General features: G+C 54.7%; 16 protein-coding genes. 12 read left to right on the top strand and 4 right to left on the bottom strand.

Annotated features, from left to right (window positions below; genetic code table 11):
- Positions 1–15 precede the first annotated feature (15 nt).
- The 6 genes from fae (at position 16) to chiQ (ending at position 7023) form a co-directional block, all read left to right on the top strand.
- A complete protein-coding gene (gene fae / locus CRO87_RS20535) occupies positions 16–519 on the top strand; it encodes a formaldehyde-activating enzyme (protein ID WP_097164775.1) in 504 nt (167 codons plus the stop codon).
- A gap of 10 nt (positions 520–529) precedes the next feature.
- The gene (locus CRO87_RS20530) at positions 530–1573 is read left to right on the top strand and encodes an aldo/keto reductase (RefSeq protein ID WP_097164774.1); all 1044 of its coding nucleotides are present in this window, start codon (positions 530–532) and stop codon (positions 1571–1573) included.
- Positions 1570–3015 (top strand): NAD-dependent succinate-semialdehyde dehydrogenase, encoded by a 1446-nt coding sequence (locus tag CRO87_RS20525; protein WP_097164773.1) that lies wholly within the window; start codon positions 1570–1572, stop codon positions 3013–3015. Before CRO87_RS20530 ends, CRO87_RS20525 begins: the two co-directional genes overlap by 4 nt.
- A 151-nt stretch (positions 3016–3166) precedes the next feature.
- Positions 3167–4831, top strand: a complete 1665-nt coding sequence (glnS, locus tag CRO87_RS20520) for a glutamine--tRNA ligase (RefSeq protein WP_097164772.1) — start codon at positions 3167–3169, stop codon at positions 4829–4831.
- A 395-nt stretch (positions 4832–5226) separates the two neighbouring features.
- A complete protein-coding gene (gene chiP, locus CRO87_RS20515) occupies positions 5227–6639 on the top strand; it encodes a chitoporin (RefSeq protein WP_097164771.1) in 1413 nt (470 codons plus the stop codon).
- 48 nt (positions 6640–6687) lie between these two features.
- Complete coding sequence (gene chiQ / locus CRO87_RS20510; RefSeq protein WP_097164770.1) at positions 6688–7023, top strand: ChiQ/YbfN family lipoprotein; 336 nt, start codon at positions 6688–6690, stop codon at positions 7021–7023.
- An 84-nt stretch (positions 7024–7107) separates the two neighbouring features.
- Here chiQ and fur read toward each other — a convergent pair whose 3' ends face one another.
- The 4 genes from fur to ybfF form a co-directional block, all read right to left on the bottom strand.
- Positions 7108–7560: a ferric iron uptake transcriptional regulator gene (fur, locus tag CRO87_RS20505; protein WP_097164769.1), complete on the bottom strand. Its 453-nt coding sequence runs from the start codon at positions 7558–7560 to the stop codon at positions 7108–7110.
- Positions 7561–7874: 314 nt separating this feature from the next.
- On the bottom strand, positions 7875–8405 hold the full coding sequence (gene fldA / locus CRO87_RS20500) for a flavodoxin FldA (protein ID WP_176504346.1): 531 nt from the start codon (positions 8403–8405) through the stop codon (positions 7875–7877).
- Positions 8406–8554: 149 nt separating this feature from the next.
- On the bottom strand, positions 8555–8848 hold the full coding sequence (ybfE, locus tag CRO87_RS20495; RefSeq protein ID WP_097164768.1) for a LexA regulated protein: 294 nt from the start codon (positions 8846–8848) through the stop codon (positions 8555–8557).
- Positions 8849–8979: 131 nt separating this feature from the next.
- Complete coding sequence (gene ybfF, locus CRO87_RS20490; protein ID WP_097164767.1) at positions 8980–9744, bottom strand: esterase; 765 nt, start codon at positions 9742–9744, stop codon at positions 8980–8982.
- Positions 9745–9917: 173 nt separating this feature from the next.
- Here ybfF and seqA point away from each other — a divergent pair, with 173 nt between their 5' ends.
- The 6 genes from seqA (at position 9918) to CRO87_RS20460 (ending at position 16653) form a co-directional block, all read left to right on the top strand.
- The gene (gene seqA / locus CRO87_RS20485; protein ID WP_097164766.1) at positions 9918–10472 is read left to right on the top strand and encodes a replication initiation negative regulator SeqA; all 555 of its coding nucleotides are present in this window, start codon (positions 9918–9920) and stop codon (positions 10470–10472) included.
- Positions 10473–10496: 24 nt separating this feature from the next.
- Entirely contained in the window at positions 10497–12137 is a 1641-nt protein-coding gene (pgm, locus tag CRO87_RS20480; protein WP_097164765.1) for a phosphoglucomutase (alpha-D-glucose-1,6-bisphosphate-dependent), read from the top strand.
- A 207-nt stretch (positions 12138–12344) separates the two neighbouring features.
- A complete protein-coding gene (locus CRO87_RS20475) occupies positions 12345–12875 on the top strand; it encodes a DUF3304 domain-containing protein (RefSeq protein WP_097164764.1) in 531 nt (176 codons plus the stop codon).
- 76 nt (positions 12876–12951) lie between these two features.
- Positions 12952–13482: a DUF3304 domain-containing protein gene (locus CRO87_RS20470; RefSeq protein WP_097164763.1), complete on the top strand. Its 531-nt coding sequence runs from the start codon at positions 12952–12954 to the stop codon at positions 13480–13482.
- Positions 13483–13558: 76 nt separating this feature from the next.
- Complete coding sequence (locus tag CRO87_RS20465) at positions 13559–14080, top strand: DUF3304 domain-containing protein (protein WP_097164762.1); 522 nt, start codon at positions 13559–13561, stop codon at positions 14078–14080.
- Positions 14068–16653, top strand: a complete 2586-nt coding sequence (locus tag CRO87_RS20460; RefSeq protein WP_097164761.1) for a DUF2235 domain-containing protein — start codon at positions 14068–14070, stop codon at positions 16651–16653. Before CRO87_RS20465 ends, CRO87_RS20460 begins: the two co-directional genes overlap by 13 nt.
- Positions 16654–16665 lie beyond the last annotated feature (12 nt).

Raw genomic sequence — 16665 nt, 5'->3', positions numbered from 1 at the left:
TCTGAGGAGTATCACGTGGAAATGTATATCGGTGAAGGCTTTGAAGGGAACGGCGTTAACGCCTCGCACATCAACATCATGATTGGGCCACGCAGCGGCGTGGTCGGGCAGGCGTTCTCCTCAAGCCTCGCTTCGCCAAGCCAGGGCCACTGTCCGTTTATGGTGGTGATCAAACCCAATATTCCAGCGAAGCCGATGACGCTGTATGTCAATAAGGCGGAAATCAACGGCGAGATGCACGCCAACGCGACCTGGGGCGCTTCCCAGGCAGCGATTGCTAAAGCCGTTACGGAAGCCCTGCTGGAGGGCGTGTTGCCTGCTGAAGCAGAAAACGAGTGGTGCGTGGTGACCGCAAACTGGGTCAATCCAGGCTGTAACGATCTGGATGAGGTTTACCGCAACAACTACAACGCCTGCCGCAACGCCATTCGTGCGGCGATGAAAGGGCTGCCGCAGCGCAGCGAAATTGCCGACGCCGTCAGCCAGCCGTCTAACCCGTTCTATACGCCTAAGGCCTGAGGACAACACCATGCAATACATTCATCTGGGACAAAGTGGCCTGAAAGTCTCCCGACTGTGCCTTGGCACCATGAACATGGGCAGCAAGCAGTGGAAGCCGTGGATTTTTGACGAGGCCCAGAGCGAGCCGCTCATTCGCCATGCGCTGGAGCAGGGCATCAACTTCATCGATCTGGCGGATTTCTACTCCAGCGGCGCGGGGGAAGAGGTTGTTGGGCGTGTGATTTCCCGCATCGCGAATCGCGACGAACTGGTGCTGACCACTAAAGTTGGCTATCCGATTGGCGGTGGGCTCAACAATCAGGGCCACTCGCGCAAGCACATCATGGACAGTATCGATGCCAGTCTGCGCCGCCTGGGCACCGATTATGTCGATATCTACATGTTGCACTATTTCGACGTGAACACGCCGGTGGAAGAGACCTGGGCGGCGATGGATGCGATTGTCCGTTCGGGCAAGGCGCGATACGTCGGTGTGTCGACCATGTACACGTGGCAGCTGGCGAAAATCCTCTGGTGCTGCGAGCGTAACGGCTTCGTTAAGCCGATCAACATGCAGCTCCAGCTGAACTGCGCTTACCGCGAAGAAGAGCGGGAGATGATTCCGTTCTGTCGCGATCAGGGGCTTGGGGTGTCGGTCTTCAGCCCGCTGGCCCGGGGGCTGCTGAGCTGCGATTTCAACTCCGTGCGTAATAAAACAGACTTCTTCACCCAGGAAATGTATGCCGATGGTGCGTCGCTGGAAGTGGCGCAGTCCGTCAGCCGGGTTGCAGCGCTGCGAGGCGTAATGCCCGCGCAAGTGGCGCAGTCGTGGGTGCTGCACCATCCGGGCGTGGATTGCATGCTGGTGGGAGCAGATTCGATCGCACAGATAGACACCGCAGTGGCGGCACTGGAAACGGAGCTTAGCATTGATGAGCGCTACGAGCTGGAACGCAACTACACGCCGTGTGATGTGATCAACGACTACACCGCAGGTAAGCGTATTGCACGTGAACCCCGCCCGGCACAGGGCATCTTTATCGACGAACTGAACACAAGGAAAATCGCATGAGCCGTTTTGAGCAGCTGATCCGCACAGGCTGGTATTGCGAAGGTGAATGGCGCAATGCAGGCGAACATTATCCTGTCATTAACCCGGCAACGGAGGAAACCGTAGCCCAGGTGGTGATGGCAGGAAAAACCGAAACGCTGGAGGCAATTGCCTCAGCATCCCGTGCGCTTCCCGCCTGGAAAGCGCAGACGGCGGGTGCCAGAGCCAAAATTCTGCAACGCTGGTATCAGCTAATCGTGGAAAACCAGCAGGCGCTGGCGGAGCTGGTGGTAGCCGAGCAAGGGAAAGTGCTGGCAGAGGCGATGGGTGAAGTGATGTACGCCGCAAGCTTTATCGAGTGGTTTGCCGAAGAGGGTAAACGTGCCTATGGCAAAACCATTCCTGAAAGTAAAAATGGCAACCGGATCATTACCTTCAAAGAACCGGTGGGCGTAATAGCGGCCATCACGCCGTGGAATTTCCCGCTGGCGATGCTGACGCGCAAGCTCGGCCCTGCACTGGCGGCGGGCTGCACCGCCGTGATTAAACCGGCGAACGAAACGCCGCTTTCCGCTTTTGCCTTGCTGGTGCTGGCGGAGCAGGCGGGTGTGCCCGCAGGTGTATTAAATGCCGTCACGGGTGATACGCGCGCGATTGGCGAAACGCTGATGGCGAGTCCGACGGTGCGCAAAATCTCTTTCACGGGTTCCACTGCGACCGGCAAACTGCTGATGCGCCAGGCCGCGGACAACGTGAAAAAGCTGTCGCTGGAACTGGGCGGAAACGCGCCGTTTATCGTGTTTGATGATGCGGATATTGAAGCCGCAGTGAACGGTGCAATGGCGGCGAAGTTCCGCAACAGCGGGCAAACCTGCGTCTGCGTCAACCGCTTCTACATTCAGGATGGCGTCTACGACCAGTTTGTCTCCCGGCTGACGGAGACCGCAGCAGCACTGCGCGTTGCGCCAGGCATGAGTGAAGGCGCGCAGCAGGGGCCGTTGATTCATCAGCAGGCTGTGGAAAAAGTGGATATTCACGTTCGCGATGCGCTGAGCCGTGGGGCGAGGCTGATGTGCGGCGGCGAACGCCACGCGCTGGGCAAAAGCTTTTACCAGCCCACCGTGCTGGCGAACGTCACCGAAGAGATGCGCATTGCGCATGAAGAAACCTTCGGTCCGGTGGCTGCCTGTTTCCGCTTCAGCAGCGAAGACGAAGTCGTGGAGCGTGCGAACGCCACGCCGTTCGGCCTCGCTTCTTATCTTTATACGCGCGACCTGGCTCGAGCATTCCGCGTAACTCGCGCACTGGAAAGCGGCATGGTCGGCGTCAACGAAGGGATTATTTCCACGGAAGTCGCACCTTTCGGCGGTGTAAAAGAGTCCGGCCTTGGGCGCGAAGGGGCTGACGTGGGGCTTGAAGAGTATCTGGAGACGAAATATATGAATCTCGGGCAGCTCGGCTGACCTGATTCTCCCGGTTCAGGCAAAGGCCTGGATCGGGAAAACCCCCGTTCAGAGCATTTATCGCCAGTTTTCTGCAACAAACAGTTGTCACACCTGCCGGGTTATAAGATCATACGCCGTTATATGTTGTTTACGCCTTGAGGAACCCGCGATGAGTGAGGCTGAAGCCCGCCCGACTAACTTTATTCGCCAGATTATTGATGAAGATCTGGCCAGTGGTAAGCACACGACCGTTCACACCCGTTTCCCGCCAGAGCCGAACGGGTATCTGCATATCGGTCACGCTAAATCGATCTGTCTGAACTTCGGCATCGCCCAGGATTATCAGGGTCAGTGCAACCTGCGTTTCGATGACACAAACCCGGTGAAAGAAGATATCGAATACGTGGAGTCGATCAAAAACGACGTTGAGTGGTTAGGTTTTCACTGGTCTGGCGATATCCGCTACTCCTCTGACTATTTCGATACCCTGCATCAGTACGCTGTTGAGCTTATCAACAAAGGCCTGGCGTACGTCGATGAGCTTTCTGCTGAAGAAATCCGCGAATACCGCGGCACGCTGACCGCGCCGGGCAAAAACAGCCCGTATCGCGATCGCAGCGTGGAAGAGAACCTGGCGCTGTTTGAAAAAATGCGCACCGGCGGTTTCGAAGAAGGTAAAGCGTGCCTGCGCGCCAAAATTGATATGGCGTCCTCGTTTGTTGTGATGCGCGATCCGGTGCTGTACCGCATCAAATTCGCCGATCACCACCAGACCGGCAGCAAGTGGTGCATCTACCCGATGTACGACTTCACCCACTGCATCAGCGATGCGCTGGAAGGCATTACGCACTCTCTGTGTACCCTGGAATTCCAGGACAACCGTCGCCTGTATGACTGGGTTCTGGACAACATCTCCATTCCGGTGCATCCGCGCCAGTACGAGTTCTCTCGTCTGAATCTGGAATACACCGTGATGTCCAAGCGTAAGCTGAACCTGCTGGTCACCGACAAGCACGTGGAAGGCTGGGACGACCCGCGCATGCCGACCATCTCAGGCCTGCGTCGCCGTGGCTATACCTCTGCTTCTATTCGTGAATTCTGTAAGCGTATCGGCGTCACCAAGCAGGACAACACCATCGAGATCGCTTCGCTGGAATCCTGCATTCGTGAAGATCTGAACGAGAACGCACCGCGCGCGATGGCGGTTATCGACCCGGTGAAACTGGTTATCGAAAACTACGCGGGCGAAGGCGAAATCGTCACCATGCCGAATCACCCGAGCAAACCGGAGATGGGCAGCCGCGAAGTGCCGTTCAGCCGTGAGATTTGGATCGATCGCGCAGACTTCCGTGAAGAAGCGAACAAGCAGTACAAGCGCCTGGTGATGGGCAAAGAAGTGCGTCTGCGCAATGCCTACGTGGTGAAAGCAGAACGCGTTGAGAAGGATGCCGAAGGCAACATCACGACTATCTTCTGTTCTTACGATGCCGACACCTTGAGCAAAGATCCGGCCGATGGTCGTAAAGTGAAAGGCGTGATTCACTGGGTGAGCGCACAGCATGCGCTGCCGGTTGAAATTCGTCTCTACGATCGTCTGTTCAGCGTGGCAAACCCGGGTGCGGCGGAAGATTTCCTCTCCGTTATCAACCAGGACTCTCTGGTGATCAAGCAGGGGTACGCTGAGCCTTCGCTGAAAGCGGCTGAAGCAGGCGTTGCGCATCAGTTCGAACGTGAAGGTTACTTCTGCGTCGACAGCCGTTACAGCACTGCTGAGAAGCTGGTCTTTAACCGCACCGTAGGCCTGCGTGACACCTGGGCGAAAGCGGGCGAGTAATGTTTAGCGCCAAACCTTAAAAAGCGTCGCCCTGTGCGGCGCTTTTTTTATTGCATTTTCGCGATGCGAAATAATCTCATTTAACTGAATGAAACAGGAATGGGTCCTGTTACATTTTCCCGCTACCTGTTTTCAGGTTTGCCGATAAACCCCTGCTATTAGCGGCTCCCGCCACTTCATCACCAATACGCACCTTGTAACAAAACGCAATCAAATATGTGCGCACTGTCATACTCTTGCGCATTCGTGCGGAAAAAGGATTGATAATTCGCGTCGCGAAAAATAGTCTATCGACATAGCGTTAGGACCTTTCTGCCTCGCTACTTTTTTGCAGTACTTATTTTATCGCTTTCGCCTTTTGCGACGGCGTTTTTAAAGTCAAAGAGGATATACACATGCGTACGTTCAGTGGCAAACGTAGTACGCTGGCGCTGGCTATTGCCGCCGTCACCGCAATGTCGGGCTGGGTTGCATCTCCGCAGGCCAGTGCAGCAGGATTCGTAGACGATTCAACCTTAACCGGCGGCATCTATTACTGGCAGCGTGAGCGTGACCGTAAAGACGTAACCGACGGCGACAAGTACAAAACCAACCTGTCTCACTCCACCTGGAACGCTAACCTCGACTTCCAGTCCGGCTACGCCGCTGATTTCATCGGGCTGGATATCGCCGCCTTCACCGCTATCGAAATGGCAGAATCTGCCGAAAGCGGACACCCTAACGAAATCGCGTTCTCCTCTACCAACAAAGCTTACCAGGAAGACTGGTCTGGTGATAAGAGCGGGATTAGCCTTTATAAAGCGGCAGCGAAATTCAAACTCGGGCCTGCCTGGGCACGCGCCGGTTACATTCAGCCAACCGGTCAGACGCTGTTAGCGCCGCACTGGAGCTTTATGCCTGGTACCTATCAGGGTGCTGAAGCCGGGGCAAACTTTGACTACGGTGATGCCGGCGCGCTGAGCTTCTCCTACATGTGGACCAACGAGTATAAAGCGCCGTGGCACATTGAGATGGATAAGTTCTACCAGAATGACAGGAAAACCCGTGTGGATTACCTGCATTCTGTCGGTGCGAAATACGACTTCAAAAACAATCTGATCCTCGAAGCAGCATTTGGCCAGGCTGAAGGCTTTATGGATCAGTACTTCGCCAAAGCCAGCTACAAATTTGACGTAGCCGGGGCTCCATTGTCGACTAGCTATCAGTTCTACGGCGCACGTGACACCGTGGACAAAAACACCGTGAACGATATTTATGACGGCACCGCCTGGTTACAGGCACTGACCTTCGGCTACAAGGTCGGTGACGTGGTGGACCTGCGCCTCGAAGGGACCTGGGTTAAGGCGGAAGGCCAGCAGGGCTACTTCCTGCAGCGCATGACGCCAACTTACGCCTCTTCAAACGGTCGTCTGGATATCTGGTGGGATAACCGTTCCGACTTCAACGCCAACGGCGAAAAAGCGGTGTTCTTCGGCGCAATGTACGATCTCAAAAACTGGAATATGCCTGGCTGGGCGGTGGGTGCATCTTATGCTTACGCGTGGGATGCCAAACCTGCTGACTGGTTCCTGAACAGCGCAGGTGAGAAAGAGAGCATCGCTTCCAACAAGATTAAAGAGTCTGCCTACAGCCTCGATGCGATGTACACCGTTCAGGAAGGTCGTGCGAAAGGCACGCTGTTCAAACTGCACTTCACGCAGTATGACAACCACTCCGATATTCCAAGCTATGGCGGCGGTTACGGCAACATCTTCCAGGATGAGCGAGACGTGAAGTTCATCGTTATCGCCCCGTTCACCATCTTCTGATAAGCGACGCGGCGGGCAGAAGCCTGCCGCACAATCTGAGGTCGTATCATGAAAAAATTGATTCTTGTCGCGATTATGGCGTCCGGGCTGGTGGCTTGTGCACAACCACAGGCACCTAAGGAAGACAGCAAACTGAAAGCGGCTTACAGCGCCTGTATCAACACTGCTGAAGGTAATCCGGACAAAGTTCAGGCCTGCCAGAGCGTGCTGGATGTGCTGAAGCAGGAGAAGGAACACAAGCAGTTTGCCGATCAGGAAACGGTGCGCACGCTGGATTATCAGCAGTGTATCCAGGCGACCCGCACAGGGAATGACCAGGCCGTGAAGGCGCGCTGCGATCAAATCTGGAAGGAAATTCGTAGCAACAACACCACCACGCCGTAACCCTCAGCGCTGTTATTACCCCAAACTATGCCCATAAAAAAAGCCAACCGTCAGGTTGGCTTTTTGCTTTTGCACGAGGGCCGATTATTTATCGGCCGCGTCGTGGGCGTGTTCATCTTCGCGGCAGTCGCCTTCAGCGCAGTGGCCGTAAAGATAAAGACTGTGGTTGGTCAGACGAATGCCGTGGCGGGTGGCGATTTCGCGCTGACGCGCTTCAATGGAGTCATCACTGAATTCGATAACCTTGCCGCAGTCGAGGCAGATCAGGTGATCGTGGTGATGCTGCTGAGTCAGTTCGAAAACAGATTTACCGCCTTCGAAGTTGTGGCGGGTGACAATTCCGGCATCGTCGAACTGGTTCAGAACGCGATAAACCGTTGCCAGACCAATTTCTTCGCCCATATCAATCAGGCGTTTATAGAGGTCTTCCGCACTGACATGGTGGTTGTCCGGCTCCTGAAGCACTTCCAGAATTTTGAGACGAGGAAGCGTGACTTTCAGGCCTGCCTTCTTTAATGCGATATTGTTGTCAGTCATGCGGAATCAGTCCTGTTGCTAGGCGATACACTTCCTTATTGGAAGTATTACTAAGAATGAATTCAGGATAATGCGTCTCATTATAGAACTGCGTCATCTAAATGAAAATGGCAAACCCTGAGCAAAGTATGCTTTTCAGAAACGAGGCATCATCTGCAAAGCGAAACATCCGCCCTCGTTAAAACAGCTGACATTGTACAGACATGTGCTCAAAAGTTAAAAATTTGTAGCGATTAATTTGATTGCTTTTAGCTATTAATTTCACGCAATTTATCGCTAATACGGCGCAACCTGAGGGCCGCGCCGCAGGTTTATCAGGCGTTTTTGATCTCTTCGAGATGCAACTCTTCGGAGATCTGTTTAACCCACTTCTGCACGCGCTCGGCGGTCAGTTCTGGCTGGCGGTCTTCATCGATGGCCAGACCGACAAAGTGATCGTCATCGGCCAGGCCCTTGGAGGCCTCAAAATGGTAGCCCGCGGTTGGCCAGTGACCAACGATAGTTGCGCCGCGTGGCTCGATGATGTCGCGAATGGTGCCCAGCGCATCACAGAAATATTCAGCGTAATCTTCCTGGTCGCCGCAGCCGAACAGGGCCACCAGTTTGCCGTTGAAGTCTACCTCTTCCAGCGTCGGGAAGAAGTCGTCCCAGTCACACTGTGCTTCACCGTAGTACCAGGTTGGAATACCCAGCAGCAGGATGTCGAAGCCTTCGAGGTCTTCTTTGCTGCTCTTGGCAATGTCATGCACTTCAGCAACGTCTTTACCAAGCTGCTTCTGAATCATCTTCGCGATATTTTCGGTGTTGCCGGTGTCGCTGCCGAAGAAAATGCCTGTAATTGCCATGAGTAAAATAACCTCTTGAAACGTAATGAAATGATGGTGGAAAGTTGCCCACAGATAAAGGCAATAATAGCAGGAGGAGAGGGGCGCGGGAACCGCAATCGCGCCGGACTGCACTCTCTGCTACATGAAAGTGACTTTTCGCTGGATTTTCAGACGGATTCCTGACGGCGCAGCGCCGCCAGCTGGAGCATCAGGATCTCTTCAATCAGTTCGCTGCGGCTCATGTTTCTGGCGTCCGCCAGCTCGTTGAGCGCATCCACGGCTTCATGATTGAGCTTCAGCTCAACACGTTTGAGACCATTGCTTTTGTCACGTTTCAGCTGATTACGCTTATTAATGCGTAACTGTTCGTCGCGCGAGAGCGGATTGGTTTTCGGCCTTCCCGGGCGACGCTCGTTTGCGAACAAATCTAATGTCGTTCGGTCCGTTTGTTCTTTTGCCATGATTCAGAGTGACTTCGGGGAAACAAGCCGCCGGACAACAGGCCCGGCGCAGATAGCGCGCAATCATACATCAGCGAAACCCGCGCGCCAACGCCGGGAGCCACAATGGCGCTTGCTTGCTCGGATTTTAATCATTCCGCCAGATAGCGGCGAATGGCGCGCAGGACCGCCTCTGGTTTTTCGGCGTGAACCCAGTGCCCGGCACCGGCAATGACGTGCGCGCGAGCCTGCGGGAATTGCGCCAGCAGCGTGTCGCGATATTCAGCGGTGACGTAAGGCGAATTACCGCCTGGAATAAACAGGGCAGGGCAATCCCAGGCCGGAATAGTCTCCCAGCCAACAATGTGCGGATACTGCTCCCAAAGCACCGGCACGTTAAAACGCCATTCGCCGTCGACAAAGGATTTCAGCAGAAACTGAATCACGCCTTCTTCTTTAACATGCTGACGCATCGCTTCGGCAGCCTGCTGACGCGTGGCGACGCCTGCTTCCGTTACCGTGTTTATGGCGGCAAAAATCTCATCGTGGCGACGCACCTGATAATTCACTGGCGCAATGTCGATGGCGACCAGTTTCTCCACGCGTTCAGGCGCGAGGGCGGTCACCGCCATCACTGCTTTGCCGCCCATTGAATGGCCAATCAGCGTGGCCTTTTCGATGCCGTTGGCATCCATCGTATCAATAAGATCCTGGGCCATCGCCGGGTAGGTCATTTCCGGGCTTCTTTCCGACAAGCCGTGGTTGCGCATGTCGACTTGCAGAATATCGTGGTCAGCAATCAGATCGCGGGCGAGGATCCCGAGGTTATCCAGGCTGCCAAAAAGGCCGTGAACGAGGACGATGGGAGAATTCGTGTGCAGGTTTTGTGCAGATTGCGCTCGGCTGTTTAATTTCATGGCAAAGTTCTTTTTTTCGCTACGTCGGGTTAGGGTATCATGTTGAGCATTCTGCCGCCCGGCTGCAACACTCAGTCATCGTCTGAGTTTTTGCCGACACGCTATCCGCTGTTGGGTTTTGTCCTTATAATCCCAACGACTTGTATTCAGCAAAGAAATATCACTGGATTAAGATGAAAACGATCGAAGTTGATGACGAACTCTACGGCTTTATTGCCAGCCACACTAAGCACATTGGCGAGAGCGCATCCGACATTTTACGGCGCATGCTGAAAATTTCTGCCGTAGCCCAGAGTGCAGCCCCCGTTGTCAAAGAGACCCCGGCCCCGAGCGCTGCGCCGGTCGTTGCGGCGCCTGTGAAAAAAACGTCTTCGCCGAAGGACAACGTTCGCGCGGTGCGTGAACTGCTACTATCTGACGAATACGCCGAGCAGAAAAAAGCGGTCAATCGCTTCCTGCTGGTGCTGACTACACTTTACTCCTTAGACAACAAGTCATTTGCTGAGGCCACTGAGTCGCTGCACGGTCGTACGCGCGTCTATTTCGCTTCCGATGAAGCCACGCTGCTGAAAAACGGCAACCAGACCAAGCCTAAGCAAGTGCCTGAAACCCCATACTGGGTGATCACCAATACCAATACAGGCCGCAAATGCAGCATGGTGGAGCACATCATGCAGTCAATGCAGTTCCCTGCGGAACTGACCGATAAGGTTTGCGGCACTATCTAACCCTTGCATAAGAAGGACCAGGCAATGGCAACTCATCCACGTGCAGGTCAGCCTGCACAACAGAGTGATTTGATCAACGTCGCACAGCTGACTTCGCAGTACTACGTGCTGAAGCCGGAAGTGGGTAACGCAGAACACGCGGTGAAGTTCGGTACCTCCGGCCACCGTGGCAGCGCAGGTCGTCAGAGCTTTAACGAACCGCATATCCTGGCAATTGCCCAGGCTATTGCAGAAGAGCGAGCCAAAAATGGCGTCACCGGGCCGTGCTACGTAGGTAAGGATACCCACGCGCTGTCGGAACCGGCGATCATTTCCGTGCTGGAAGTGCTGGCGGCCAACGGCGTTGACGTGATCGTGCAGGAAGATAACGGCTACACGCCAACCCCTGCCATCTCAAACGCTATCCTGGTTCATAACAAAAAAGGGGGTGCGCAGGCGGACGGTATCGTCATCACGCCATCGCACAACCCGCCGGAAGATGGCGGCATCAAATACAACCCGCCTAACGGTGGCCCGGCCGACACCAACGTCACCAAAGTGGTGGAAGACCGTGCGAATGCGCTGCTGGCTGATGGCCTGAAGGGCGTGAAGCGCCTCTCTCTGGATGCGGCTTACGCGTCCGGCCATATTAAAGAGCAGGATCTGGTTCAGCCGTTCATTGAAGGGCTGGCGGATATCGTTGATATCAAAGCGATTCAGAAAGCGGGCCTGAAGCTGGGTGTGGATCCTCTCGGTGGTTCCGGGATCGAATACTGGAAGCGCATCGCGGAGTTCTACAAACTCGATCTGACCATCGTCAACGATCACGTCGATCAGACCTTCCGCTTTATGCACCTCGACAAAGATGGCGCGATCCGCATGGACTGCTCCTCCGAGTGCGCGATGGCGGGCCTGCTGGCGCTGCGTGACAAATTCGACCTGGCCTTCGCCAACGACCCTGACTATGACCGTCACGGTATCGTGACGCCTGCGGGTCTGATGAACCCGAACCACTACCTGGCCGTGGCCATCAACTACCTGTTCCAGCATCGTCCGCAGTGGGGCAAAGATGTAGCCGTTGGTAAAACGCTGGTGTCCTCTGCGATGATCGACCGCGTGGTGGAAGACCTGGGCCGCAAGCTGGTAGAAGTGCCGGTGGGCTTCAAATGGTTTGTTGATGGCCTGTTCGACGGCAGCTTCGGCTTCGGCGGCGAAGAGAGCGCGGGCGCGTCCTTCCTGCGCTTCGACGGCACGCCGTGGTCCACCGACAAAGACGGTATCATCATGTGCCTGCTGGCGGCGGAAATTACCGCCGTAACCGGCAAGAACCCGCAGCAGCACTATGACGAACTGGCCGCACGTTTCGGCGCGCCGAGCTACAACCGCCTGCAGGCCTCGGCCACTTCTGCACAGAAAGCCGCGCTGTCTAAGCTTTCTCCTGAAATGGTTAGCGCTGATACCCTGGCGGGCGACCCAATCACCGCCCGTCTGACGGCGGCACCGGGCAACGGTGCTTCTATCGGTGGCCTGAAGGTGATGACCAAAAACGGCTGGTTTGCGGCGCGTCCTTCCGGTACGGAAGATGCGTACAAAATCTATTGCGAAAGCTTCCTCGGCGCGGAACACCGTAAGCTGATTGAGAAAGAAGCGGTAGAGATTGTCAGCGAAGTGCTGAAGAACGCGTAAGTCAATGAAGCATAAAAAAGGCACCTCCGGGTGCCTTTTTTATGCTGATAAAAAACCTCATGACGATTATTCTAAAATCTGATTAAAAGCCTCTCCATTCGCCGGTAATTTCCTGAAAAATCTGTAAAGCCATATTGGCTAATTGTTTATTTTATATCCATGACGGATACTGACTGCGTTATTGAATAACGTCAGGGAAGATGTGAGATGCAGGGATGGTTAAAAGCGATATTACTTCTGTCTTTTTTACTGCTGGGGTGTGGGCCGGATGATAAGCCTGAACCGCGCGGAAAGGAGAAGACAAGCTACGTGGTGGCAAACCTGCTGGGCTATAACCACGTGGCAGGCACCAATATTAACTGGTTCTCGGTGAACGGCTACCGGGGCCGCACCGGGGGATTTACCTGCTGCATGTCGCTGCCGGAAAAATGGCGGCCGAATATGAAGGTGGCGATTGAGTGGGAGGTGGATCCTGATCCATTTCCAAAAAATATGCCGCCGATGGGAACCGAAGCGTTCAGAGATTTTGCGGCAGTTCATAAAGCGAATTATCGTCATTACAAAGCGGTGACCACCATTCCAGAATACGAGGAGTCCTGCGGCCTGCAGGTGCATTTCTTACCCTGCCAGCAGGTTAAGGTCACCGCCACCTGCCATGGCATCAGCCACCCGGACCACCCGATTAAAGAGCCTTTCGACCTGCCGGAGCCTGCCCAGTGTCCGTCCGAAAAACCATGAGCGTTACCGTGACGAATTGTGCTTTAAATTCATAGCAAATAACGGCGTTATTGAATAACGTCAGGGAAGATGTGAGATGCAGGGATGGTTAAAACTGATATTACTTTTGTCTTTTTTACTGCTGGGATGCGGGCCGGACGATAAGCCTGAACCGCGCGGTAAAGAGAAGACAAGCTACGTGGCGGCGAATCTGCTGGGCTATAACCACGTGGCAGGCACCAATATTAACTGGTTCTCGGTGGACGGCTACCGGGGCCGCACCGGGGGATTTACCTGCTGCGTGTCGCTGCCGGAAAAATGGTGGCCGAATATGAAGGTGGCGATCGAGTGGGAGGTGGATCCTAATCCCTTTCCTAAGGATATACCCAGATTCAGCGACCCAAATTATGAGCCTTATATTGAAAAGCACAGAGCTAACTATCGCCACTATAAAGCGGTGACCACGATTCCAGAATACGGGGAGTCCTGCGGCCTGCAGGTGCATTTTTTACCCTGCCAGCAGGTTAAGGTCACCGCCACCTGCCATGGAATCAGCCACCCGGACCACCCGATTAAAGAGCCTTTCGATCTGCCGGAGCCTGCCCGGTGTCCGTCGGCAAAGCCATGAGCGTTACCATGACGAATTGTGTTTTAAATCCATAACGAATAACGGCGTCATTTAATCACGCCAGGGAGGATCAGATATGCAGGGATGGTTAAAACCGATATTACTTCTGTCTTTTTTACTGCTGGGATGCGGGCCGGATGATAAGCCTGAACCGCGCGGAAAGGAGAAGACAAGCTACGTGGCAGCGAATCTGCTGGGCTATAACCACGTGGCAGGCACCAATATTAACTGGTTCTCGGTGAACGGCTACCGGGGCCGCACCGGGGGTTTTACCTGCTGCGTGTCGCTGCCGGAAAAATGGCAGCCGAATATGAAGGTGGCGATTGAATGGGAGGTGAATCCCAACCCGTTTCCTAAGGATATACCGGAATTTAACGATCCGAATTATAAGCCTTATATGAAAAAATATAAGGCCAATTTTCGTCAGTATAAAGCAGTCGCCACCATTCCAGAATACGGAGAATCCTGCGGCCTGCAGGTGCATTTTTTACCTTGTCAGCAGGTAAAGGTCACCGCCACCTGCCACGGCATCAGCCACCCGGACCACCCGATTAAAGAGCCTTTCGATCTGCCGGAGGCTGCCCAATGTCCTCAATAAAAGCATCCCTGAAAAAACACTTTGATAATAATCAGTTCACCACCAGCGGCGATCCCTGCTGGGTACCACCCGCGTTCCCTGAGCGGGGGAGATTGCCTTTAAGTCACAGGGAGGCTATCGAAAATATCAAAAAAACGGAGCGGGAGGAGGCTCAGTTCCGGCAGGAATGTCGAGGAACCCGGAACAATCCCTGCTGCAAGAGTCTGCATATCAGCCTGTTTTTTGACGGCACCAATAATAACGAGCCAAAGGATACCGCCGCCGCTCCGTCGCACCCTTCCAACGTGGCAAAGCTCTACCACGCCTGCGCGCCGGAAGACCGCCGGGCAAATGAGCGGGGCTTTTATGCGTTCTATATCCCAGGCGTTGGCACACCTTTTCCGCAGATAGGCACCTATGACTATTACTCCAGCGGGTTACAGTTTGCGGTGGGGGGAGAAGACCGCATCAACTGGGGGCTGGTACAGCTGTGCAATGCCCTGAGCCACACCTCGACCGGCAATTTTCTACCTAACGGCAGGATGAAAGCGGCAGTGCAGGCGATGGACAGCTCTGCAGGCCCTGACAAAGCTCAGCAGAAGCGCCTGCTGGCCCTGGCCGGTTCCGCCTCTGCGGCTTTCAACCGTGAACAGGTTAATCAGGCCTATTTTGATTCGCTGAAAGAGTTTATCGACCAGATGCCGACGCGGCCTCGTGAGATGGAAAAACTGTTAACCCCGGTGCGCGAAAACATTGTGCGGGCGCAGTGTAAAACCGTGGCGATTAAGCTGTTTGTTTATGGCTTCTCTCGCGGCGCGGCCGAGGCTCGCGCTTTTGTCAGCTGGCTGGATGAGGCGCTGGCTGCGGGCCTGCTCGGGTTCCCGGCGGGGACGCTGCTGGGGATAAAGGTCTCGGTGGAGTTTTTAGGGGTATTTGACACTGTGCCCGCCGTGGGCATCGCCAACGTGGTGCCGGGCTTCAGCGGGCACAACGGCTGGGCGGGGCAGACCCAGCCGCTGCCGCAGTCGGGGCTGCTGAAGCGGGGCTGCCACTTTGTGGCGGCTCACGAGCAGCGGCAGTCGTTCTCGCTGGATTCCATTCGCACCGCCGCGGGAAACTATTTGCCCGGTACCCAGGAGGTGGTCTACCCCGGGATGCACTCCGACGTTGGCGGCGGTTACCCCTTGGGTGACCAGGGCAAAGGCCGCGACGGCGCGGGAGACGTGCTGTCGCAAATTACTCTGCATGATATGTATTTGGCTGCCATTGATGCCGGAGCTCCACTGTCGCTTCGCCCGGATGTTTTTGCTCTGCTGCATCCGGATTTGAGGCACATTTTTGCGTTTCGGGAAATGCAAGGTTTAACTGTTGATGAATTTGAAATATCACCGCGGCTAGTTGCCACGTTCAATAACTGGCGCTCCACGCTCTCCCTCGATAACCAGCAGGAAGATCCGTCAGCGGACGATGCCAGCTACGTGCCGTTTCGCTTTGAATCGGCCTGCCTGGAAGAGATGGTGGAAGATCAGATGATCTGGATGACCGGCTGGCGCATTGCGCGCTACGCCTCGCCGAGATCATCAGGGATGAACCTTGCGTCACAACCCTTTTTCCGTCAGGCCGCTCAGAATCCGGAAATCACAGCCCAGCCTTACGAGACAGCGTTCAGTCAGCAGGCGCAGAGTGCCCTCGCCCGGGAGTGGACGCTGCGACGGTGTCAGGCCGAGGCGTTAGCCAAGTCACGTCAAAAAGAGGAGATGAATCATTATTACGATGAAAACTGGTTTCCGGGAAATGAGCTGATTGGCGAGCCGTTATATGATGCCAATAACGCCCGTGGTCAGCTCTGGGAAGCCGCGATGGAATTTGCGGCAGACTATGCGCGTAAACTTCGTCCGGCCCCATTGTTCAAACCTGCTGTTAATCTGAAGGCGGCAGGAGCCATCGACTCAGAAACCTGCACCATTGCAGCAAAAATGGAGAGCGGTTTTTCCTGGGATGTTAGCGCAACAGCGACCTTTCTGCAGAAGTTAGATCCTTTGCTTTCCCGTACTGCCTATATTTATACCCACCAGGATGAAGCGCTTGAATACCTCAGATTTAAGAGCGCGGGCGAATATAAATTCACCCACTTTATTGAGCCAAATCTGCTGGGCAGGGAGCGGAATGATAAGATAACCGGGCTTATCAATCTGTACGACAACTATATTCACGATTCCAGGGCATGGTTTATGCACTCGGAAAGCGGCGTCAGAGAGCCTTTTGGCAGCTATTTTTTATCAAGAATGATTTACTTCGGGGATAAATGGAACAAGGCGGTCCGGCTTCGCTTTGACGGGAAGTCGATGCCGGGTATCAGCGAAACGCTTCAGGAGAACGCCGTTTTTGCCCACGTCCCGACTTATGGTGTAAAGGTCTATCACCGCGAAACGGGGCGGGAAATTCCTGTTGATGAAAATAAGCTGCCTGCACCGACCCACGAGCTTGTTGCAGAGCTCAGGCTGATAATAAAACAGCAGCAGCAGGAGAGAGAGCTCGCTTGGCGTGAACGCTTTCTCGAACTGGCCAAAGAGATGAACGTCAGGCTGGGGTAAATCCGTTGTGCT

The sequence above is a fragment of the Enterobacter sp. CC120223-11 genome (assembly GCF_900215375.1).
Classification (GTDB): domain Bacteria; phylum Pseudomonadota; class Gammaproteobacteria; order Enterobacterales; family Enterobacteriaceae; genus Scandinavium.
The sequence above is the reverse complement of the archived record's forward strand: the minus strand, read 5'-3'. Positions and strand labels throughout refer to the sequence as shown.

Bases quoted from the DNA above. Each gene is read 5' to 3' on its own strand.
- CRO87_RS20530 (WP_097164774.1), top strand. From the start codon at position 530: ATGCAATACATTCATCTGGGACAAAGTGGCCTGAAAGTCTCCCGACTG.
- CRO87_RS20525 (WP_097164773.1), top strand. From the start codon at position 1,570: ATGAGCCGTTTTGAGCAGCTGATCCGCACAGGCTGGTATTGCGAAGGT.
- glnS (WP_097164772.1), top strand. From the start codon at position 3,167: ATGAGTGAGGCTGAAGCCCGCCCGACTAACTTTATTCGCCAGATTATT.
- chiP (WP_097164771.1), top strand. From the start codon at position 5,227: ATGCGTACGTTCAGTGGCAAACGTAGTACGCTGGCGCTGGCTATTGCC.
- chiQ (WP_097164770.1), top strand. From the start codon at position 6,688: ATGAAAAAATTGATTCTTGTCGCGATTATGGCGTCCGGGCTGGTGGCT.
- fur (WP_097164769.1), bottom strand. From the start codon at position 7,560: ATGACTGACAACAATATCGCATTAAAGAAGGCAGGCCTGAAAGTCACG.
- fldA (WP_176504346.1), bottom strand. From the start codon at position 8,405: ATGGCAATTACAGGCATTTTCTTCGGCAGCGACACCGGCAACACCGAA.
- ybfE (WP_097164768.1), bottom strand. From the start codon at position 8,848: ATGGCAAAAGAACAAACGGACCGAACGACATTAGATTTGTTCGCAAAC.
- ybfF (WP_097164767.1), bottom strand. From the start codon at position 9,744: ATGAAATTAAACAGCCGAGCGCAATCTGCACAAAACCTGCACACGAAT.
- seqA (WP_097164766.1), top strand. From the start codon at position 9,918: ATGAAAACGATCGAAGTTGATGACGAACTCTACGGCTTTATTGCCAGC.
- pgm (WP_097164765.1), top strand. From the start codon at position 10,497: ATGGCAACTCATCCACGTGCAGGTCAGCCTGCACAACAGAGTGATTTG.
- CRO87_RS20475 (WP_097164764.1), top strand. From the start codon at position 12,345: ATGCAGGGATGGTTAAAAGCGATATTACTTCTGTCTTTTTTACTGCTG.
- CRO87_RS20470 (WP_097164763.1), top strand. From the start codon at position 12,952: ATGCAGGGATGGTTAAAACTGATATTACTTTTGTCTTTTTTACTGCTG.
- CRO87_RS20465 (WP_097164762.1), top strand. From the start codon at position 13,559: ATGCAGGGATGGTTAAAACCGATATTACTTCTGTCTTTTTTACTGCTG.
- CRO87_RS20460 (WP_097164761.1), top strand. From the start codon at position 14,068: ATGTCCTCAATAAAAGCATCCCTGAAAAAACACTTTGATAATAATCAG.